The organism is Pseudomonas sp. 57B-090624 (genome assembly GCF_003234055.1).
Taxonomy (GTDB): Bacteria; Pseudomonadota; Gammaproteobacteria; order Pseudomonadales; family Pseudomonadaceae; genus Metapseudomonas; species Metapseudomonas tohonis.
The window spans coordinates 66,808-86,421 of record NZ_QKRU01000002.1 but is presented as its reverse complement, the minus strand read 5'-3'; the positions used below and the strand labels follow the sequence as shown (position 1 = coordinate 86,421).

Annotated in this window: 16 protein-coding genes, 4 tRNA genes and 1 pseudogene; 15 read left to right on the top strand and 6 right to left on the bottom strand. The window is 66.9% G+C overall.

Annotated features, from left to right (window positions below; all coding sequences use genetic code 11):
* Positions 1-40: 40 nt before the first annotated feature.
* Together DMX10_RS01560 and DMX10_RS01555 are read right to left on the bottom strand one after the other, a co-directional pair.
* A complete protein-coding gene (locus tag DMX10_RS01560; RefSeq protein WP_178082909.1) occupies positions 41-1,531 on the bottom strand; it encodes an MDR family MFS transporter in 1,491 nt (496 codons plus the stop codon).
* 62 nt (positions 1,532-1,593) lie between these two features.
* Positions 1,594-2,631 carry an HlyD family secretion protein gene (locus DMX10_RS01555; protein ID WP_111259445.1) on the bottom strand — a complete coding sequence of 346 codons (1,038 nt, stop codon included), beginning with the start codon at positions 2,629-2,631 and terminating at the stop codon, positions 1,594-1,596.
* A gap of 104 nt (positions 2,632-2,735) precedes the next feature.
* Here DMX10_RS01555 and DMX10_RS01550 point away from each other — a divergent pair.
* From DMX10_RS01550 to DMX10_RS01505, 10 genes and pseudogenes are all read left to right on the top strand, one after another.
* Positions 2,736-3,656, top strand: a pseudogene (locus tag DMX10_RS01550) (LysR family transcriptional regulator).
* A gap of 25 nt (positions 3,657-3,681) precedes the next feature.
* Positions 3,682-5,166 carry a glutamate--tRNA ligase gene (gene gltX / locus DMX10_RS01545; RefSeq protein ID WP_111259444.1) on the top strand — a complete coding sequence of 495 codons (1,485 nt, stop codon included), beginning with the start codon at positions 3,682-3,684 and terminating at the stop codon, positions 5,164-5,166.
* Positions 5,167-5,412: 246 nt separating this feature from the next.
* Positions 5,413-5,488 (top strand) — tRNA-Ala (locus tag DMX10_RS01540).
* Positions 5,489-5,533: 45 nt separating this feature from the next.
* Positions 5,534-5,609, top strand: a tRNA-Glu gene (locus DMX10_RS01535).
* Between the two features lie 49 nt (positions 5,610-5,658).
* Positions 5,659-5,734, top strand: a tRNA-Ala gene (locus tag DMX10_RS01530).
* 67 nt (positions 5,735-5,801) lie between these two features.
* Positions 5,802-5,877 (top strand) — tRNA-Glu (locus DMX10_RS01525).
* Between the two features lie 188 nt (positions 5,878-6,065).
* Positions 6,066-6,605, top strand: a complete 540-nt coding sequence (locus tag DMX10_RS01520; protein ID WP_111259443.1) for a TetR/AcrR family transcriptional regulator — start codon at positions 6,066-6,068, stop codon at positions 6,603-6,605.
* A 10-nt stretch (positions 6,606-6,615) separates the two neighbouring features.
* Positions 6,616-7,443, top strand: a complete 828-nt coding sequence (locus DMX10_RS01515; RefSeq protein WP_111259442.1) for an alpha/beta fold hydrolase — start codon at positions 6,616-6,618, stop codon at positions 7,441-7,443.
* Between the two features lie 229 nt (positions 7,444-7,672).
* On the top strand, positions 7,673-8,320 hold the full coding sequence (locus DMX10_RS01510) for a bifunctional 4-hydroxy-2-oxoglutarate aldolase/2-dehydro-3-deoxy-phosphogluconate aldolase (protein ID WP_111259441.1): 648 nt from the start codon (positions 7,673-7,675) through the stop codon (positions 8,318-8,320).
* Entirely contained in the window at positions 8,320-8,769 is a 450-nt protein-coding gene (locus DMX10_RS01505; RefSeq protein ID WP_111259440.1) for a thioesterase family protein, read from the top strand. Before DMX10_RS01510 ends, DMX10_RS01505 begins: the two co-directional genes overlap by 1 nt.
* A 10-nt stretch (positions 8,770-8,779) precedes the next feature.
* Here DMX10_RS01505 and DMX10_RS01500 read toward each other — a convergent pair whose 3' ends face one another.
* Entirely contained in the window at positions 8,780-9,172 is a 393-nt protein-coding gene (locus tag DMX10_RS01500; protein ID WP_111259439.1) for a hypothetical protein, read from the bottom strand.
* A 136-nt stretch (positions 9,173-9,308) separates the two neighbouring features.
* On the opposite strand from DMX10_RS01500, the gene DMX10_RS01495 reads away from it, so the two are divergent.
* Entirely contained in the window at positions 9,309-10,280 is a 972-nt protein-coding gene (locus tag DMX10_RS01495; RefSeq protein WP_111259438.1) for a tRNA-dihydrouridine synthase, read from the top strand.
* A 125-nt stretch (positions 10,281-10,405) separates the two neighbouring features.
* On the opposite strand, the gene DMX10_RS01490 is transcribed toward DMX10_RS01495, so the two are convergent.
* Positions 10,406-11,152: an SDR family oxidoreductase gene (locus tag DMX10_RS01490; protein ID WP_111259437.1), complete on the bottom strand. Its 747-nt coding sequence runs from the start codon at positions 11,150-11,152 to the stop codon at positions 10,406-10,408.
* Between the two features lie 121 nt (positions 11,153-11,273).
* On the opposite strand from DMX10_RS01490, the gene DMX10_RS01485 reads away from it, so the two are divergent.
* Entirely contained in the window at positions 11,274-11,720 is a 447-nt protein-coding gene (locus tag DMX10_RS01485; RefSeq protein WP_111259436.1) for an Hsp20 family protein, read from the top strand.
* Between the two features lie 66 nt (positions 11,721-11,786).
* Here the strand turns inward: DMX10_RS01485 and DMX10_RS01480 are convergent, their stop codons facing one another.
* Complete coding sequence (locus DMX10_RS01480; RefSeq protein WP_111259435.1) at positions 11,787-15,455, bottom strand: PAS domain S-box protein; 3,669 nt, start codon at positions 15,453-15,455, stop codon at positions 11,787-11,789.
* A 126-nt stretch (positions 15,456-15,581) separates the two neighbouring features.
* Positions 15,582-16,463 (bottom strand): LysR family transcriptional regulator, encoded by an 882-nt coding sequence (locus tag DMX10_RS01475; protein WP_111259524.1) that lies wholly within the window; start codon positions 16,461-16,463, stop codon positions 15,582-15,584.
* Positions 16,464-16,686: 223 nt separating this feature from the next.
* Here DMX10_RS01475 and leuC point away from each other — a divergent pair, with 223 nt between their 5' ends.
* Genes leuC through DMX10_RS01460 form a run of 3 tightly spaced genes read left to right on the top strand, consistent with a single transcriptional unit; the run spans position 16,687 to position 19,545 of the window.
* Positions 16,687-18,111, top strand: a complete 1,425-nt coding sequence (leuC, locus tag DMX10_RS01470) for a 3-isopropylmalate dehydratase large subunit (protein WP_111259434.1) — start codon at positions 16,687-16,689, stop codon at positions 18,109-18,111.
* 10 nt (positions 18,112-18,121) lie between these two features.
* A complete protein-coding gene (gene leuD / locus DMX10_RS01465) occupies positions 18,122-18,766 on the top strand; it encodes a 3-isopropylmalate dehydratase small subunit (RefSeq protein WP_111259433.1) in 645 nt (214 codons plus the stop codon).
* Positions 18,767-18,780: 14 nt separating this feature from the next.
* Positions 18,781-19,545 (top strand): class I SAM-dependent methyltransferase, encoded by a 765-nt coding sequence (locus DMX10_RS01460; RefSeq protein WP_111259432.1) that lies wholly within the window; start codon positions 18,781-18,783, stop codon positions 19,543-19,545.
* Positions 19,546-19,614 lie beyond the last annotated feature (69 nt).

Genomic DNA, 19,614 nt, shown 5'->3' with positions numbered 1-19,614 from the left:
GGCCTGAGGCGGAACGCGCCGCTCCAGGCGGTGCGCGGGGTTAGTGAGCGGCGCCGCCGGTGGCGCCAGCGGGCAGGGAACGGGTCAGCAGCACGGCGATCATGCTGATGCCGAGTGCGATGCCGATGAAATGGAAGGCGTCATTGTACGCCATGATCGCTGCCTGCTGATGGGCGATCTCGCTGAGCTTGGCCAGTGCCGCCTGGTCGCTGCCGAGCTTCTCGCCAAGCAGGGCCAGGCGCTCGGCCACCTGCGGGTTGCTCGGTACCAGGGACTCGCGCAGGTAGTCGAAATACACCTTGGCGCGGCTATCCAGCAGGGTGGCGAGCAGGGCGATGCCGATGGCGCCACCGAGGTTGCGCAGGATGTTGAACAGGCTGGACGCCGAACCCGCGTCCTGCGGCAGGATGTAGGCCGTGGCGATCAGCGAGATGGTCACCATCACCAGGGGCTGGCCCAGGGCGCGGATGATCTGGATCTGGTTGAACTGCGGGCCAGCGAAATCCGGGTTGAGCACCCCGGAGGCGAAGCTGGCGGCGCCGAACAGGCCGAAGCCCAGGGCGCAGAGCAGCTTCGGCGAGATGATCTTCATCAGCTTGGGCACCAGCGGGATGAGGAACAGCTGCGGCACGCCCATCCACATGATCACCTCGCCGATCTGCAGCGCGTTGTAGCCCTGGATCTGCGCCAGGTACAGCGGCAGCACGTAGATCGAGCCGTAGAGCCCCATGCCCAGGCCGACGCTGGAGATGCTCGACAGGCCGAAGTTGCGGTTCTTGAGGATGCCCAGGTTGATCAGCGGGTTGGGCCGCGAGGTCTGCAGGATGACGAAGAGGACCAGGCTCACCAGGGCGATGCTGCCCAAACCGACGATCAGCTGCGATTCCAGCCAGTCCTTGCGATGGCCTTCTTCGAGGAACACCTGCAGGCAGCCCAGGCCCAGGCCGAGGGTGAGGATGCCGGCGTAGTCCGTGCTCTTCAGCAGTTCCCAGTGAGGCGCCTTCTTCTCCAGGCCGTACATCAGCCCGGCGATCATCAGCAGGCCTGGCGGCACGTTGATGTAGAAGATGTATTCCCAGCCGAAGTTCTCCGTCAGCCAGCCGCCCAGGGTCGGGCCGATCGAGGGCGCGAAGGTGGCGGTGATGGCGAACAGCGCCATGCCCTTGGCCCGGTGGTGCTCGGGCAGCTTGATCAGGGTCAGGGTGAAGGCCAGGGGGATCAGCGCGCCGCCGGTGAAGCCCTGCATGGCGCGGAACACGATCATGCTTTCAAGGCTCCAGGCCATGGAGCAGAGCAGGGAGGAGGCGAGGAAACCCAGGGAGACCCAGACCGCCAGGCGGCGTGCCGAGAGCACCTGCACCAGCCAGGCGGTGAGCGGGATCATGATGATCTCCGCCACCAGGTAGGACGTGGAGATCCACGAGCCTTCCTCCAGGGTGGCCGAAAGCGCGCCCTGGATGTCCTTCAGCGAGGAGTTGGTGATCTGGATGTCCAGCACTGCCATGAAGGCGCCGAGCATGGCGCTCATCACGGCGATCCAGTCGCGCCGGCTGGGCTCGCCGGTCGGGCGGATCAGGGCGTCACCGGCCACCGTCAGTCATCCAGCTTGATGGAGACTTTCACCAGCACCGACATGCCGGGGCGGATGCGGCCCTTGAGCGGGTTGTCGCGCTCGAAGGTCAGCTTCACCGGGATGCGCTGCACCACCTTGGTGAAGTTGCCGGTGGCGTTGTCCGGTGGCAGCAGGCTGAACTGGGCGCCGGAGGCGGCGAACAGACTCTCGACCTTCGCCTCGATGGGCGTATTGGGGAAGCTGTCGAACACCAGCTCGGCCTTTTGCCCTGGCTGCATATGCTCGATCTGGGTTTCCTTGAAGTTGGCCTGGACCCAGATGTCCTGGTCCGGGACCAGCGACATCAAGTGGGCGCCGACCTGCACGTACTGGCCGTTGCGCGCGGCGCGCTGGCCGACCATGCCGTCGATGGGGGCGCGGATTTCGGTACGGGTCAGGTTCAGCTCAGCCTGGGCGATATCGGCGCGGGCATTGGCGATCTGTGCCTCCAGGCGCTTCACGTCGGCACGCAGCGCATCGGTCTGCACGCGCTGGGCCTTGAGGTCGGCTTCGGCGCGGGCCACCTGGGAGCGGGCCACGCGGGAGTCGGCGGACAGTGTGGTGACGCGCTCTTCGGAGACATAGCCCGGTTTGCGCAGGGTCTGCGCGCGGGACAGGTCGATCTGGGTGCGGCCCAGGGTCGCCTGGCTGGCGGCAACGTCGGCCTCACTGGCGGCGATCATGCTGTCCTGCTGGGTGAGCTTGCTGCGCGACTGGGCCAGCTCCGCCTCGCGAGTGGCCAGGGTGGCCTGCGCGCGTTGCAGCGCCAGTTTGAAGTCCTCGGCCTCCAGGCGCACCAGCAGGTCGCCTTTCTTCACATGCTGGTTGTCGCCCACCAGCACTTCTTCTATACGCGCGCCGAGCTGGCTGGAGACCCGGGTGATCTCGCCCTGGACATAGGCGTTGTCAGTGGTTTCCAGGAAGCGCCCCACCAGCAGCCAGTGCAGGAAGAAACCGCCCACGACGAGGACCAGCAGGGCGATGAAAATGAACAGGCGACGTTGCAGTTTGGCAGGCATTCCAGAGGCTCGAAGTGCGGGCGGAAAGGCGGAAATCTAGCACTGTTCCAGTCAGGCAAATAGCCAGTACACTTCATAAACTTTGTTGCTTATGGGGAACAATAATGGGTCTGGATGACGCCCTGATCTTCACCCGTGTGGTGGAGTTGCACAGCTTCACCCAGGCCGCCCATAGCCTGGGCATGCAGAAATCCACCGTCAGTCGGCGCATCGCCTTGCTGGAAGAGCGCCTGGGCGTACGCCTGCTCAACCGCACGACGCGCAAGCTGCGGCTGACCGAGGTCGGCCAGGCCTATTACGAGCGTTGCCGGCAGATCATGGTCGACTTCGCCGAGGCCGAGCAGGCGGTCATGCAGTTGCAGTAGGAACCCTCCGGCCTGTTGCGCATCACCGCGCCCATCGAGTTCGGCCAGTTGTTCCTCGGCAGGGTGCTGGGCGACTTCATGAGCCAGTACCCGCAGATCACCGCCGAGGTGGAGATCACCTCGCGGGACGTGGACCCGCTGGAGGAGGGCGTCGACATCGCCATCATGGTCGGGCAGCCACAGGATTCCACCCTGATCGCCCGCAAGCTGTTCGAGAATGGCCGTCGTCTCTGCGCCAGCCCCGCCTACCTGGCGGCCCATGGCACGCCGCGCAATGTCCAGGCCCTGGCCGAGCACCGCGCCGTGCTCCTGCCCCATGACCCCCAGCGATACTGGCCGCTGCTCGATGAAAGCGTGCCCTGCCAGCGCGTGCTGCATTGCAACAACATCACCTTCGCCCGCGAGGCCGTGCTGGGCGGGGCGGGCATCGCCTCGCTGCCGCTGATGATCACCGAGGACGCGGTACGCCGTGGCGAGCTGGTCGAGCTGCTGCCCGGTGTGCAGCTGCCCAGCGGCGTGATCTACGCCGTCTATCCTTCCCGGCGCTTCCAGGCGATGAAGGTGAAGGCCTTCCTCGATTTCCTCATGGCCAGCCTGCCGATCGATCGCAGCCAGTGGCTGGAGCCCGCAGCTGCGCCCCTGCTAACATCGCGCCTTTGACCGTTCCTCCGTACCAGGACCCGCCATGACCACTGTCCGTACCCGCATCGCGCCGTCGCCCACTGGCGATCCGCACGTCGGCACCGCCTATATAGCCCTGTTCAACCTCTGCTTCGCCCGTCAGCACGGTGGCCAGTTCATCCTGCGCATCGAGGACACCGACCAGCTCCGCTCCACCCGCGAGTCGGAGCAGCAGATCTTCGACGCCCTGCGCTGGCTGGGCATCGAGTGGGACGAGGGCCCCGACGTCGGCGGTCCCCACGGTCCGTATCGGCAGAGCGAGCGCGGCGAGATCTACAAGAAGTACTCCCAGGAACTGGTGGACAAGGGCCACGCCTTCCCCTGCTTCTGCACCGCCGAGCGCCTGGACAAGCTGCGCGCCGAGCAGACCGAGCGCAAGGAAACCCCGCGCTACGACGGCCACTGCATCGACCTGAGCCGCGAAGAGGCGGACAAGCGCATCGCCGCCGGCGAGCCCCATGTCGTGCGCATGAAGATGCCCACCGAGGGCGTCTGCGTGGTGCCGGACATGCTCCGCGGCAATGTCGAGATCCCGTGGGATCGCATGGACATGCAGGTGCTGATGAAGACCGATGGCCTGCCGACCTACTTCCTCGCCAACGTGGTCGATGACCACCTCATGGGCATCACCCATGTGTTGCGCGGCGAAGAGTGGCTGCCCTCGGCGCCCAAGCTGATCAAGCTGTACGAGTACTTCGGCTGGGAGCAGCCGGTGCTCTGCTACATGCCGCTGCTGCGCAACCCGGACAAGAGCAAGCTCTCCAAGCGCAAGAACCCGACCTCCATCACCTTCTACGAGCGCATGGGCTACCTGCCCGAGGCGATGCTCAACTACCTCGGCCGCATGGGCTGGTCGATGCCGGACGAGCGCGAGAAGTTCTCCCTGGCGGAGATGATCGAGCACTTCGACCTGTCGCGCGTGTCCCTGGGGGGGCCGATCTTCGACCTGGAGAAGCTCTCCTGGCTCAACGGCCAGTGGATCCGCGAGCTGCCGGTGGAGCGTTTCGCCGCCGAGGTGCAGAAGTGGGCGCTCAATCCCGACTACCTGATGAAGATCGCCCCCCACGTGCAGGGCCGGGTCGAGACCTTCAGCCAGATCGCCCCGCTGGCTGGCTTCTTCTTCGCCGGCGCGCTGCCGCTGGACGCCAAGCTGTTCGAGCACAAGAAGCTGTCGCCCGACCAGGTTCGCCAGGTCATGCAACTGGTGCTGTGGAAGCTGGAATCACTGCGCCAGTGGGAGAAGGAGCGCATCACCGCCTGCATCCAGGCCGTCGCCGAACACCTGGAACTCAAGCTGCGTGACGTGATGCCCCTGATGTTCCCGGCCATCACCGGCCAGGCCAGCTCCGTCTCCGTGCTGGATGCCATGGAGGTACTCGGCGCCGACCTCACCCGCTTCCGCCTGCGCCAGGCGCTGGAGCTCCTGGGCGGTGCGTCGAAGAAGGAAACCAAGGAGTGGGAAAAGATCCGCGACGCCATTCCTGGCTGAGTGATCCCGCTTCCAGCAGGCCCGCCTCGTGCGGGCCTTTTCATCTCTTGGGAAGGGCAGCGGGTTGGCTCGGCGGCAGCGGAGCATGGGCGCTTCTCGCGGAATCCGGTAAGTGATTGTTCTTGCGATGAAAATTTTTCGATCCTGTGGAAAAATTTTGTTGACAGCCTTCAGGGGCGCCCTTAGTATGCGCCCCGTTCTCACGACGAACTCGAAAGCGACGTGAGATGTTCCAGCGTTGTTCGTGGGGCTATAGCTCAGCTGGGAGAGCGCTTGCATGGCATGCAAGAGGTCGACGGTTCGATCCCGTCTAGCTCCACCAAATTGCCGGGATTCGCAGCCATGGTTGCGGTTCCACGAAGGTTAAGTCCCCTTCGTCTAGTGGCCTAGGACACCGCCCTTTCACGGCGGTAACAGGGGTTCGAGTCCCCTAGGGGACGCCACTTTCCAGCAGCGACAGCCACAAGGCCGGTCGCGCACCGAGAAGGTTTCGGGGCTATAGCTCAGCTGGGAGAGCGCTTGCATGGCATGCAAGAGGTCGACGGTTCGATCCCGTCTAGCTCCACCAAATCAGATGCCCAGCGCATCGAATTAAGGCCAGCCGCAAGGCTGGCCTTGCTTTTCGAAGGTTCAAAGTCCCCTTCGTCTAGTGGCCTAGGACACCGCCCTTTCACGGCGGTAACAGGGGTTCGAGTCCCCTAGGGGACGCCACTTTTCCCGCTCTGCGGGGTTTTCAAGGGTCATTCCGTCATGGGGTGGCCCTTTTGTTTTTCCTCTTCCGCAACATCCGCCCACCCTCATTCACTTGCCTCCCGGCCCACGACGGGCGGCACGCGTATCGGCTTGCCAAATTGGATGACGGATATAATATTATATCCGTCATTCCACGGGAGGCCGTCATGAGCGACAAACGCACCCAGACACGCAAGCGCATCCTCGCCGAAGCGGGCAGGGCGCTGTTCGCCCGGGGGCCGCTGGAGCCTAGCGTCAGCGACGTGATGGCGGCGGCCGGGCTCACGGTGGGTGGTTTCTATACCCATTTCGACAGCAAGGAAGCCTTGATGGCGGAGGCGTTCGGTGAGCTGCTGCGGGAGCGGCGCCAGCAGATGCGCCAGCTCGATTCCGCACTGGCGCCACAGGACCGGCGCACCCTGGCGGCGGCCTTCTACCTCTCGCGCAGGCATCGCGACAGCACTGATCGTGGCTGCCCGCTTCCCGGTTCCCTCGGCGAAGTGGCGCGCAATGCCGAGCCCTATCAACTGATGCTGGCCGAGCACCTCGAACTGCTCGCTGCCGACCTGGCCGGTACGCCGGAGGATGGCGACAAGGCCCTGGCCGACATCGCCCTGATGGTGGGTGGCCTGGCCCTTGCCCGCGCCCTGGGAGCCGGCGAGTTGTCGGACCGGATACTGCGTGCCGCCCGTACGGCGGTGATCTAGGAGAAACGAGATGAACAGCCTGGACCTGCTTCGAGGATTCAACGCCACTGTCGGCCGGGTCGCGCCCCGGCACGTCGCCGACCGGGCCCGGCGGCGCTTCATGACGCCGCGCGACACCACGCCTCGCGATTGGGAGCTGCCCTGGCTCGAGCGCGCCGAGCGCATCACCCTGCGCTTCGGCCTTTCCGCCCTGCGCTGGGGCAGCGGCCCGACCGTGTTGCTGATGCACGGCTGGGAAGGACGCCCGACCCAGTTCGCCAGCCTGATCGACGCGCTGGTGCAGGCCGGCTACGGCGTGATCGCCCTCGATGCACCTGCTCACGGCCGTTCTCCGGGGCGCGAGGCGAACATCGTGCTCTTCGCCCGCGCGCTGCTCGAAGCCGCCGAGGACCTGCCGCCGCTGCACGGCGTGATCGGCCACTCCATGGGCGGTGCCAGCGCCATGCTGGCCATCCAGTTGGGGTTGCGGCCCCGGGCCCTGGTCACGGTGGCCGCCCCCAGCCGCATTCTCGGCATGCTGCGCGGCTTCGCCCGCTTCATCGGCTTGCCGCCCCGGGCGGGCGAGCAGTTCATCAAGCGGGTCGAGGATCACGCCGGCATCCCCGCTGCGGACCTCGACGTGCAGCACTACCGGCTCGGCATGCCCGGCCTGGTGGCTCATGCGGAGGATGATCCCCTGGTGCCCGCCGCCGAAGCCGGGCGTATCCACGAAGCCTGGTTCGGCAGCCAGCTGCTGCGCCTGGAGGGCGGTGGCCATCAGCGGGTGCTGGCGGACCCGCGCCTGGTGAAGGCGGTGTTGCAGCTGTTCGACGAAGTAGGCCTGCGCGCCAGCGCCTGAGCCTTTCCCATTGCACGGCGGGCTTGGCGACAGCCGCCGGGTGCAGGAAGATTCGCCTATGGAATGCGTCGGTGGCCCACCGCTGGTCGGTGACCTGCCGCCGATGCTGCGCTTCCAAGGTCCATGTCTGTTGCGCGCCACCGACGGCGGCCCGGGCATGGTCGCCGGGGCGAATCAAGTCCGGACCCGAGCGCGGGGCCGGAGGCACGAATCAAGGGGAAAGATGCAAATGAGCCTGACTATGGATGTGGTGCTGCAGCGGGCGCGCCCCGTCCTTCCGGTGCTGGTCATCGAGGACACCGGGCTGGCCCTGGACCTGGCCGGCGCCCTCGCTGCCGGTGGGATCGAGGTGCTGGAGGTGACGCTGCGCACGCCACGGGCCCTGGATGCGGTGGCGGCGATCCGCAAGGAATTCCCGGACCTGCTGGTGGGGGCGGGCACGCTGATCCATACCGAGCAGTTCCTCGAAGCCCGCGATGCCGGTGCCCACTTCGCCGTCAGCCCCGGCTGCACCGAGCGCCTGGCGGCCGCTGCCGAGGATTCCGGCCTGCCCTACCTGCCCGGGGTGATGACGCCTTCGGAAGTGCTGCTGGCGCTGGAGTATGGCTACCGCTCGCTGAAGCTGTTCCCGGCCAATGGCAACGCCAGCGTGAAGATGCTCAAGAGCTTCAAGGGCCCCTTCACCGGCATCCGCTTCTGTCCCACCGGCGGTGTGACGCCGGACAACCTGCAAGGCTTTCTGCAACTGCCCAACGTCGCCTGCGTCGGCGGCACCTGGATCGCGCCGTCGAGCCTGATCCGCGCCCGCGCCTGGGACCAGATCACCCAACTCGCCGCCGAAGCCCGTGAACTGGCCAGCAGCTCGGAGCACGCCTGATGAACTGGGACCTGCCCACCCCCTTCGTCATCGACATCAAGGTTGTCGCCGATGACATCGACGGCCTCGGCCACGCCAATAACGCCGTCTACGTCAGCTGGCTGGAGCGCTGCGCCTGGCGCCACTCCCAGAGCCTGGGCCTGGACCTGGTCGAATACCGCCGGCTGGACCGTGCCATGGCCGTGGTGCGCCACGAGATCGACTACCTTGCCGCCGCCTACGAGGACCAGGAGCTGCAGATGGCCACCTGGATCGTCGAATCCGACCAGCGCCTGAAGATGGACCGGCGCTTCCAGCTGATCCGTCCCGAAGATGGCGCCACGCTACTGCGGGCGAAGACCACCTTCGTCTGCATCGAGCTTTCCAGCGGTCGGCCCAAACGCATGCCGCCCGAGTTCATCGAAGGCTACGGCCGTGCCTTGATGCCGCCGTTCGCCCTGGAGCTCTGAGCGGGCCCGTTCAGTCCACCGCGGGCGACAGGAACAGCTCGGTCGGGTTCTGCACGATGCGCAGGTGCCGTCGCTCGCCGGGCTGGATCAGAACCGACTGCGGGCGCCCGGTGAGGTTGCCGGCGCAGTAGCCGGAAGGGCTCTGCGCCACGTTCAGGGTCATCTCGCCGGCCGGCACGCTCAGGCTGACGGCCTGCCCGGCGGAAATCTGCGCCACCAGCTCGTCCTGCAGGTAGAGGCCGACCTCGCAGGCATTGGCCGCATTCTCGTCGCGACTGACCACCAGTTCCGCCAGCGAGTCGGGGGCCGGCTGCAACTGGCCTTCCAGTGCGCCGGCCGCGTTCACGAGGGGTGCCAGGCCACCGAGAGCCAGGCAGAGCAGGGTGGGTCGGATCTTTTTCATCGGCCATTCCTTTTCCTGAGGCTTACCGGTTCGACTGCACCGGGGCGCGGCTTGCTCCCGCTGTTTTCGTCGGGAGGATTCTGCGCCGGGCTGCTCCGCGCTTACACTACGCGCCCATTTTTCCAAGGCTTCCCCTATGCAAATCGCCCTGGCGCCCATGGAGGGCCTGGTCGACGAGATTCTCCGTGACGTGCTGACCCGCGTGGGTGGCATCGATTGGTGCGTCAGCGAGTTCATCCGCGTCTGCGACCGCCTGTTGCCCGCCAGTACCTACCAGAAGCTCGCCCCCGAGCTGGAGAGTGGGTCGCGCACCCGTGCCGGTACGCCGATGCGTGTGCAACTGCTGGGTTCCGACCCGGTGTGCCTGGGGGAGAACGCGGCCTACGCCTGCGAGCTGGGCGCGCCGGTGATCGACCTCAACTTCGGCTGCCCGGCCAAGACGGTGAACAAGTCCCGTGGCGGTGCCGTGCTGCTCAAGGAGCCCGAGTTGCTGCATGCCATCGTCAGTGGCGTGCGTCGCGCGGTGCCGGCGGCCATCCCGGTGACGGCGAAGATGCGCCTGGGCTTCGACAGCCCCGATGGCGCGCTCGATTGCGCCCTGGCCCTGGCCGAAGGCGGCGCCTCGCAACTGGTGGTGCACGCCCGCACCAAGGTGGAGGGCTACAAGCCGCCGGCCCACTGGGAATGGGTGGCGCGGGTACAGGACGTGGTCAAGGTGCCGGTGTTCGCCAATGGCGAGGTCTGGACCCTGGATGACTGGCGGCGCTGTCGTGAAGTCAGTGGCGTCGAGGACATCATGCTCGGCCGTGGGCTGGTTTCGCGCCCCGGTCTGGCCCGGCAGATCGCCGCCGTGCGTGATGGCGCGACGCCGGAGGAGATGAGCTGGGAGGAGTTCCAGCCGCTGCTGCGTGATTTCTGGCGCCAGGCGCGGCGCAAGCTCGCCCCGCGCTACGCACCGGGGCGCCTCAAGCAGTGGCTGGGCATGCTCACCCGCACCTACCCGGAAGCCGTGGTGCTGTTCACCGAGATCCGCCGGGAAAGCGACTGCTCGCGCATCGATGCCCTGCTGGGCATGCCGAGCCTGGAGCGGGAGTTCGCGGCGGCCTGATGCGCTTTGCCGGTTCCGTCGCCGTCCCGCTCTGAAGCCCGGGCTACGCCCGAGGCACGAAGCACAACGCCAGGCAGTCTCGTCGGGCCTCGCTGCGCTCGGCGCCAACCTGCGACTCGGACTGCTCAGCGGCCGCCACTGACGTCCAGCAGCGCGCCGGTGGTGTAGGAGGCCTCGTCGCTGGCCAGCCAGAGAATGGCATTGGCGATTTCCTCCGCTTCGCCGCCCCGCCCCATGGGCACGCTGGCGGCGACCCGCTCGACCCGTCCCGGCTCCCCGCCGCTGGCATGGATGTCGGTGCGGATCACCCCCGGCCTCACCGCGTTCACGCGGACCCCTTCGCTCGCCAGTTCCTTCGCCAGCCCCACGGTCATCGCGTCGATGGCGCCCTTGGCCGCCGCATAGTCGACGTACTCGTTGGGTGCACCCAGGCGGGCGGCGATGGAGGAGAGGTTGATGATCGATCCGCCTCGTCCGCCGTGGCGGGTGGACAGCCGAAGGATCGCCTCGCGGGCGCAGTGGAAGCTGCCGAATACATTGGCGCCGAAGACCCGCAGCAGCCGGGCGCCGTCGATCTCCTCCAGGCGTGCCTGGCGCTCGAGCATCCCGGCGTTGTTCACCAGTACGTCGAGGCGGCCGAATTCGCGGTCGAGGGTGGCGAACAGCTCTGCCACCTGCCGCTCGTCGGCGACATCCGCCGCCACGGCGATGGCCCGGCCGCCCTGGTGTTCGATCTCCGCCACCAGTCGCTCGGCGGCGTCCCTGCGCTGCCGGTAGTTGATGCACAGCGCGTAGCCACGCGCTGCCGCCAGGCGCGCCGTGGCGGCGCCTATGCCCCGGCTGGCGCCGGTGATCAGCATGACCTTGTGCATGAATCCTCCGTGGAAGGGGGGGCCTTGAAATCATTTCCGGCATCCCTATCTAGGGGAATGCGGGATGCCGAAGTCGGGTCCCGCGACTTTAGACCTTGCTGATTATTCAGGAGAGATTGTCATGACCAGCGCATTTTCCCTCGCTCCGCTGTTCCGCCATTCCGTAGGCTTCGACCGGTTCAACGACCTGTTCGAATCGGCCCTGCGCAACGAGAGCGGCAGCACCTACCCGCCTTACAACGTCGAGAAGCACGGTGACGACCAGTACCGCATCGTGGTCGCTGCGGCCGGCTTCCAGGAAGACGACCTGGAGCTGCATGTCGAGCGCGGCGTACTGACCGTCAGCGGCGGCAAGCGCGATAACGGCGCCGAAAGCGTGACCTACCTGCACCAGGGCATCGCCCAGCGCGCCTTCAAGCTGTCGTTCCGCCTGGCCGACCACATCGAGGTGCGTAACGCGGGGCTGCAGAACGGCCTGCTGAACATCGACCTGGTACGCATCGTGCCGGAAGAGGCCAAGCCCAAGCGCATCCCGATCAACGGCACCCGTCCGGTGCTGGAAAACTGATCCGACGCGCAAGCGGCACGAGAAAGGGCGCCCCAGGGCGCCCTTTCTCATTGGGGCGGCTGGCGCTCAGCCCTGTTGGCGGTTCCTGGCCAGCAGCGCGCGGAACTCGTCCAGCGGCACCGGCCTGCTGAACAGGTAGCCCTGGTACAGGTGGCAGCCCTGCTGCTCGAGGAAGTCCAGTTGCTCCTGCTGCTCCACCCCCTCTGCCACCATGCCCAGCCCCAGGCTGCGCGCCATGGCGACGATGGCGCGGATGATCTCGGCGTCGTTGGGGTCGTTGGTGGCGTCGCGGACGAATGACTGGTCGATCTTCAGCACATCCACCGGCAGGCGCTTGAGGTAGGTCAGCGACGAATAGCCGGTGCCGAAGTCGTCCATGGCGAAGCTGACGCCGAGCTTCTTCAGGCGGCGCATCTTGCCGATGGTGTCGTCGAGGTTCTGGATGACGATGCCTTCGGTGATCTCCAGCTTGAGGATGCTGCGCGGCAGGTTGGTATCGGCCAGGCTCTTCTCGATGCGCTCGACGAAGTCGCTCTGGCGGAACTGCCGCGGGCTGATGTTCACGCACAGGCTGAAGTCGTCGGCGTTGGCCAGCCCCTCGGCCAACAGTTGCCCGCAGGCGCGGCAGGCTTCGGCCAGCACCCAGCTGCCCACTTCGACGATCAGGCCGCTTTCCTCCAGCACCTGGATGAACTGCGCCGGCGATTGCGGGCCGAGCGTCGGGTGCTTCCAGCGCAGCAGGGCCTCGGTGCCGATCACGCGGTTGTCCCGGGCATCCACCTGGGGCTGGAAGTGCAGCTCGAACTCGCCGCGCACCAGCGCCAGGCGCAGGTCGTTCTCCAGCCGCAGGCGCTCGCTGGCGGCCTCCTGCATGGTCGCGCGGAACAGCTGGATGGCATTGCGCCCGGAGTCCTTGGCCCGATACAGGGCGATGTCGGCGCGCTTGAGCAGGTCGGCGGGTGTCTCGCCGTGATCGGGGATCAGCGCCACGCCCATGCTCGGCGTCACCTGCAGGTGGTGGCCGTCCAGCAGCATGGGCTCGGCCAGCAGCTTGCGCAGCTTGTCGGCGATCTGCCGCACCTGGCGCGTCACTTCCGAGCGCTTGCCCTCCAGGCCGGTGAGCAGCACGACGAATTCGTCACCGCCCAGGCGCGCCACGGTGTCTTCCAGGCGCACGCTGGCTTCCAGGCGCGCGGTGACCATCTTGAGCACCGAGTCGCCCACCGGGTGGCCGAGTGAATCATTGATGTGCTTGAAGTGGTCGAGGTCGAGGAACAGCAGGGCGCCACGCAGCTTGTGGCGCTTGAGCAGGGCGATCTGCTGGGTCAGGCGGTCCATCAGCAGCGCGCGGTTGGGCAGGTTGGTCAGCGGGTCGTGGTAGGCCAGGTGCTGGATCTGCGCCTGGGCGTCCTTCAGCGCACTGATGTCGCGGGCGGTCAGCAGCAGGCAGGCCTTGCCGTCCAGGTCGATCTGCTCGACCGACACCTCTACCACCTTGCGCGTGCCGTCGCGGTGCTGGCCGGACATCTCCAGGTGGTGCGCGCGGCCGTCGCGGCGCATCACCTCGACCAGGCGCTGGCGCTCCTCGGGGCGGGCCCAGATGTTCAGGTCATGGGCGGTGCGGCCGATGACTTCCTCGGCGCTGTAGCCGGTGAGGCGGCAGAACCCCTCGTTGACCTCGATGTAGCGGCCGGTGTCGCGCTCGGTGATGGTGATGGCGTCCGGGCTGGAGTGGAACGCCTTGGCGAACTTCTCCTGGCTGGCCTTCAGGGCGGCCTCGGCCTGCTGGCGCTCGGTGATGTCGCGGAAGGTGGTGGTGATGCACAGCTGGCGGTCGACGCGGATGAAGCGGCTGGACACCACGCAGGTCAGCGTCCGTCCGTCCTGGGTCAGGTACTGGGCCTCGACGTTGTCCAGGCCCTTCTCGCGCATCAGCTCGCGTGACAGGCGGTCGCGTTGCTGCAGGTCGACCCAGAAGGCGATCTCCGGCGCACAGCGGCCGACGATCTCGTCCGGTCGCCAGCCGAACACCTCGGTGAAGCTGGGGTTGATCTCGATGAAGGCGCCATCGCGCACGCGGGTCACGCAGATGGGGTCGGGGCTGGCCTGGAACAGGGTGACGAACTTCTCCTCCGAGGCCGCCAGGCGCTGCTCGCGGCGTACCCGTTCGGTGATGTCGATGAGGATGCCGGCCATGCGCAGCGGCTCGCCGGCTTCGTCGCGGTAGAGCTTGGCGGTGCTTTCCAGGTAGTGGATCTCACCGTTGGCGAAGCGCGAGCGGTAGGTGAACTGGTAGTCCTTGGTCACGCCAGTCAGCAGGTCCTGGTAGGCCTGGCGCATGGCCATCTGGTCTTCCAGCGGCACGAAGCTGAAGAAGTTCTTGAAGTCGCCCTCGTAGGGCTCGGCCGCCAGCCCGTGCAGGGCGGAGGCACGCGCCGAGCCGTACAGGCAGCTGCTGGGGATGTGCCAGTCCCAGGTGCCCAGGTCGGCGGACTCCAGGGCCAGGGCCAGGCGCTCCTGGCTCTCCTTGAGGGCGCGTTCCTGGGCGCGCATGCGGGTGATGTCGCGCACCGTCAGCACCAGGCAGGTGCGGCCGTTGAGCTGGATCTGGTCGCCGTAGAGCAGGTTGGTGCTGACGCTGCCGTCACGGCCGCGCAGTTGCACTTCGAGGCCATCCAGGGTGCCGTGGCGGTCGAAGTCCTCGAGCATCTCGCGGCGCTGCCCGGCATGCACCCAGATGCCCAGTTCCAGGGAGCTGCGGCCGATCGTCTCGCTGGCGTCCCAGCCGAACTGGCGCTGGAAGCCGGGGTTGGCCTCGATGAAGCAGCCGGTCTCGCGGTCGGTGATGACCACGGCATCGGGCGTGCTGCGGAAGGCCTTGGAGAATTTTTCCTCGCTGGTGCGCAGGGCGGCTTCGGCGCGCTTGCGCTCGGTGGTGTCGAGGAAGGTGCTGATGAGGAAGGACTCGCCCTCCAGTTCGATGAACTGGCTGGACAGCACGCCGTCGAGCACGCGCTCGTCGCGGGTGCGCAACTGGACTTCCTGGACGATGGGGTCTTCCGAGTCGCTGCGGCTGCGATACAGCAGCTCGCGTTGCTGCGGGTGTACCCAGATGCCCAGCTCCGCCGTGCTGCGGCCGACCACTTCGGCCGCCGGCCAGCCGAATACGCTCTCGAAGTGCTGGTTGGCCTCGGTGATGATGCTGCCTTCCATGCGCACCAGCAGCACCACGTCGGGGCTCAGGTGGAACAGGCTGGAGAAGCGCCGCTGGGAGTTCTCCAGGGCCTCGGCGCGTTCCTGCTGCTCGGTCACGTCGCGGATCACGCCGATGATGCGCTTGCGGCCATCGGCATCCTGCTGCGGGCTGCCGCTGATCTCCAGCCAGTGCAGGCTGCCGTCGGGCCAGCGGATGCGGTGGCGGAAGGCGCGCTCGGGGTGGGCGCCGGAAAGCACGCGGGCGAAGAGTTCCAGGACCCCGGCGCGGTCCTCCTCGGGAATCAGCTCGATGTAGTCGACCTGGGTACGCAGCGGGCGCTTGGGGTCCAGGCCGAACAGCGCCTGCGCACCGCGCGACCAGTTGACCCGACCGCTGGCGATGTCCCAGTCCCAGGCACCCAGGCGTGCGCCATTGAGGGCGGCGAGCAGGCGTTGCACGTCCTGCCAGCTCTGCTCGAATTCGGCCGGGTCGAGGGCGGGGATGTAGGGCAGCGGCGGATGGTCAGTTGGCTTGGACATGGCGGCCCCTTCCGGTCCGGTGACTGCAATCTGGCGGGAGGACGGGTGGGAGTGGGCGGGGTGGACAGGGCATGCGCGGGCCTTTTCTTATCGTTATGCGGCTCACGTTAGCCCCAGCCTCGGGGACTACGCAAGGTGATCGCGCTGGGCGTCGAGCAGCGCCATGAAGGCCTTGGCAGCGTTCGACAGGGTGCGGTCGGTGTGCAGGATGTAGCCGAGCTTGCGGCTCAGCTGGATGTCCTGCAGCGGCAGGCGGACCACCTGTTCGTCGAGCATGGTGCGCGGTAGCACGCTCCAGGCCAGGCCGATGGAAACCATCATCTTGATGGTCTCCATGTAGTTGGTGCTCATGCCGATGTTCGGCGTCAGCCCCTCGGCCTCGAACAGGCGCCGCACGATGTGGTGGGTGAAGGTGTTGCCGCCGGGGAACACCGCCGGATGCTTGGCCACGTCGGCGAGGAAGATGGTCTTGTCGCGGGCCAGCGGGTGCTCCGGGGCGGCGACGAAGTCCAGGGCGTCGTCCCAGACCGGCACCGCCTGCACCGGCAGCGCGGTTTCCGGGGCCAGGGTGATCACCGCCAGCTCGGCGCGGCCGTGCAGGATCTCCTCGTAGGCGACCTCGGAGTCGAGGAACTGGATGTCCAGCGCCACCTGCGGGTAGGCGCGGGTGAAGGCCCGTAGCAGCGGCGGCAGGCGGTGCAGGCCGATGTGGTGGCTGGTGGCCAGGGTCAGGCGGCCGCTGATGTCGCCGGACAGGTTGGAGAGGGCGCGGCGGGTATCGTCCAGCACATTGAGGATCTGGTAGGCCCGCGGCAGCAGGGCGCGGCCGGCCTCGGTCAGCCCCACTTCGCGGCCGAGGCGGTCGAACAGGCGCACGTTCAGTTGCTGCTCCAGGGAGGCGATGCGCTTGCTCACCGCCGGCTGGGTCAGGTGCAGGCGCTCGCCGGCTTCGGAGAAACTGCCGGTTTCGGCGATGGCGATGAAGGCATTGAGGCTGGCGAGATCCATGGCGCTGGGGCTCCGGGCCGCGTGGGCGGCGGGTGTGCGGGAGAGGGCGGTCGCGTGGGTGGCGGTCGACTGCGGGGCTATCGATTCCTTGTAGGAATCCATTGGATAAAAAATATGAATTTGAGTTATTCATGTCAAATCCCTAGGATCATCCCCACAAGCCAAGGGGCCTTTTTGTCCAATGAGAGCCCCGGCATGGAAACACGCTGATGAGGAACGCCCGATGGCCGGCAAGACGCTCTACGACAAGCTCTGGGAAATGCACGAGGTGAAGCGCCGCGACGATGGTTCGTCGCTGATCTACATCGACCGCCACATCCTTCATGAAGTGACCTCGCCCCAGGCGTTCGAAGGCCTGCGTCTGGCCGACCGCAAGCCATGGCGCATCGACGCCAACATCGCCACCCCGGACCACAACGTGCCGACCACCCGCGCCGAGCGCCAGGGTGGCCTCGAGGCCATCGCCGACGAGGTGTCGCGCATCCAGGTGCAGACCCTCGATGAGAACTGCGACGACTTCGGCATCCTCGAGTTCAAGATGAATGATGTGCGCCAGGGCATCGTCCACGTGGTCGGCCCGGAGCAGGGCGCCACCTTGCCGGGCATGACCGTGGTCTGCGGCGACTCGCACACCTCCACCCACGGTGCCTTCGGTGCGCTGGCCCACGGCATCGGTACCTCCGAGGTGGAGCATGTGCTCGCCACCCAGTGCCTGATCGCCAAGAAGATGAAGAACATGCAGGTACGCGTGGAGGGCACGCTGCCCTTCGGCGTCACCGCCAAGGACATCGTGCTCGCGGTGATCGGCCGGATCGGCACCGCCGGCGGCAACGGCCACGCCCTGGAGTTCGCCGGCAGCGCCATCCGCGGCCTGTCCATGGAAGGCCGCATGACCATCTGCAACATGTCCATCGAGGCCGGTGCCCGCGTGGGCATGGTGGCGGTGGACGAGAAGACCATCGCCTATGTCGAGGGCCGTCCCTTCGCACCCAAGGGGGCAGACTGGGAAAAGGCCGTGGCGGTCTGGCGCGGCCTGGTTTCCGACGCCGACGCTCACTTCGACACCGTGATCGAGATGCGTGCCGAGGACATCATTCCCCAGGTCAGCTGGGGCACCTCGCCGGAGATGGTGCTGCCGGTCGACCAGCGCGTGCCGGACCCGGCCGTCGAGGCCGACCCGGTCAAGCGCGACTCCATCACCCGCGCCCTCAAGTACATGGGCCTGGCCGCCAACCAGGCGATCACCGATATCCAGCTGGACCGCGTGTTCATCGGCTCCTGCACCAACTCGCGCATCGAAGACCTGCGCGCCGCAGCCGAAGTGGCCAAGGGGCGCAAGGTCGCCGCGACCGTCAAGCAGGCGATGGTGGTGCCGGGCTCGGGCCTGGTGAAGCAGCAGGCCGAGCGTGAGGGGCTGGACAAGATCTTCATCGAGGCGGGTTTCGAATGGCGTGAACCGGGCTGCTCCATGTGCCTGGCGATGAACCCGGACCGCCTGGAAAGCGGCGAGCATTGCGCTTCCACCTCCAACCGCAACTTCGAAGGCCGCCAGGGTGCCGGTGGGCGTACCCACCTGGTCAGCCCGGCCATGGCCGCCGCAGCCGCCGTCAACGGCCGCTTCGTCGATGTTCGCGAGATGCTCAAGTAAGGAGAGCGAGATGAAAGCCTTCACCCAACACACCGGTCTCGTCGCTCCGCTCGACCGTGCCAACGTCGACACCGACCAGATCATCCCCAAGCAATTCCTCAAGTCGATCAAGCGCACCGGCTTCGGCCCGAACCTGTTCGACGAGTGGCGCTACCTGGATGTCGGCCAGCCGAACCAGGACAACTCCAAGCGCCCGGTGAACCCGGACTTCGTCCTCAACTTCCCCCGCTTCCAGGGGGCCAGCGTGCTGCTGGCCCGTGAGAACTTCGGCTGCGGCTCCTCCCGCGAGCATGCACCGTGGGCCCTCGAGGAGTACGGCTTCCGCGCCATCATCGCGCCGAGCTACGCCGACATCTTCTTCAACAACAGCTTCAAGAACGGCCTGCTGCCGATCATCCTGAAGGACGAGGAAGTGGACGAGCTGTTCAAGCAATGCGAAGTGCAGGAGGGCTACCGGCTCACCGTCGACCTCGCCGCGCAGACCGTGACCCGCCCGGACGGCAAGACCTACTCCTTCGATGTAGATGCCTTCCGCAAGCACTGCCTGCTCAATGGCCTGGACGACATCGGCCTGACCCTGCAGGACGCGGATGCCATCCGCGCCTTCGAGAGTGGCCACCGCCAGGCGCAGCCCTGGCTGTTCCGCGACGCCTGAGGCGAGGACGCGAGATGAGCGACAAGGCCCATGCCCAGGTGGTGCAGCGCCAGTTCGGCGAACAGGCCAGTGCCTACCTGAGCAGCGCCGTGCATGCCCAGGGCGCGGAGTTCGCGCAGTTGCAGGCGGCGGTCGCGGGCCGGGGCGATGCCCGGGTGCTCGACCTCGGCTGTGGCGCCGGGCATGTCAGCTTCCATGTCGCGCCGCTGGTCGGCGACGTGGTGGCCTACGACCTGTCGCAGCAGATGCTGGATGTGGTCGCCGCGGCGGCCTCCGAGCGTGGCCTGGGTAACGTGCGCACCGAGCGTGGGGCGGCCGAGCGCCTGCCCTTCGACGATTCCAGCTTCGACTTCGTCTTCAGCCGTTATTCGGCGCACCACTGGAGCGACCTGGGCCTGGCCTTGCGCGAGGTGCGCCGGGTGCTGAAGCCGGGCGGCACCGCTGCCTTCATCGATGTGGCCTCGCCGGGCAGCCCGCTGCTGGACACCCACCTGCAGGCGGTGGAAGTGCTGCGCGATACCAGCCATGTGCGCGATTATTCCGTCGCCGAGTGGTTGCGTCAGGTCAGCGAGGCGGGATTGTTCGTCGAGCGCCATGCGCGTCAGCGCCTGCGCCTGGAGTTCGGCTCCTGGATCACGCGGATGCGCACGCCCGATGTGTTCCGCGATGCCATCCTGGCCCTGCAGAAGGCGGTGGGCGAGGAAGTCCGCACCTATTTCGAGATCACCGAAGACGGCTCCTTCAGTACCGACGTGCTGGTGCTGTGGGCCACCCAATAACCGAGCGTCAGGCTGCAAGCTCCAAGCGACACGTACTTGGGGCCTGCGACTTGGGGCTTGAAGCTTTTT

Bases quoted from the DNA above. Each gene is read 5' to 3' on its own strand.
- DMX10_RS01555 (WP_111259445.1), bottom strand. From the start codon at position 2,631: ATGCCTGCCAAACTGCAACGTCGCCTGTTCATTTTCATCGCCCTGCTG.
- gltX (WP_111259444.1), top strand. From the start codon at position 3,682: ATGACCACTGTCCGTACCCGCATCGCGCCGTCGCCCACTGGCGATCCG.
- DMX10_RS01520 (WP_111259443.1), top strand. From the start codon at position 6,066: ATGAGCGACAAACGCACCCAGACACGCAAGCGCATCCTCGCCGAAGCG.
- DMX10_RS01515 (WP_111259442.1), top strand. From the start codon at position 6,616: ATGAACAGCCTGGACCTGCTTCGAGGATTCAACGCCACTGTCGGCCGG.
- DMX10_RS01510 (WP_111259441.1), top strand. From the start codon at position 7,673: ATGAGCCTGACTATGGATGTGGTGCTGCAGCGGGCGCGCCCCGTCCTT.
- DMX10_RS01505 (WP_111259440.1), top strand. From the start codon at position 8,320: ATGAACTGGGACCTGCCCACCCCCTTCGTCATCGACATCAAGGTTGTC.
- DMX10_RS01500 (WP_111259439.1), bottom strand. From the start codon at position 9,172: ATGAAAAAGATCCGACCCACCCTGCTCTGCCTGGCTCTCGGTGGCCTG.
- DMX10_RS01495 (WP_111259438.1), top strand. From the start codon at position 9,309: ATGCAAATCGCCCTGGCGCCCATGGAGGGCCTGGTCGACGAGATTCTC.
- DMX10_RS01490 (WP_111259437.1), bottom strand. From the start codon at position 11,152: ATGCACAAGGTCATGCTGATCACCGGCGCCAGCCGGGGCATAGGCGCC.
- DMX10_RS01485 (WP_111259436.1), top strand. From the start codon at position 11,274: ATGACCAGCGCATTTTCCCTCGCTCCGCTGTTCCGCCATTCCGTAGGC.
- DMX10_RS01480 (WP_111259435.1), bottom strand. From the start codon at position 15,455: ATGTCCAAGCCAACTGACCATCCGCCGCTGCCCTACATCCCCGCCCTC.
- DMX10_RS01475 (WP_111259524.1), bottom strand. From the start codon at position 16,463: ATGGATCTCGCCAGCCTCAATGCCTTCATCGCCATCGCCGAAACCGGC.
- leuC (WP_111259434.1), top strand. From the start codon at position 16,687: ATGGCCGGCAAGACGCTCTACGACAAGCTCTGGGAAATGCACGAGGTG.
- leuD (WP_111259433.1), top strand. From the start codon at position 18,122: ATGAAAGCCTTCACCCAACACACCGGTCTCGTCGCTCCGCTCGACCGT.
- DMX10_RS01460 (WP_111259432.1), top strand. From the start codon at position 18,781: ATGAGCGACAAGGCCCATGCCCAGGTGGTGCAGCGCCAGTTCGGCGAA.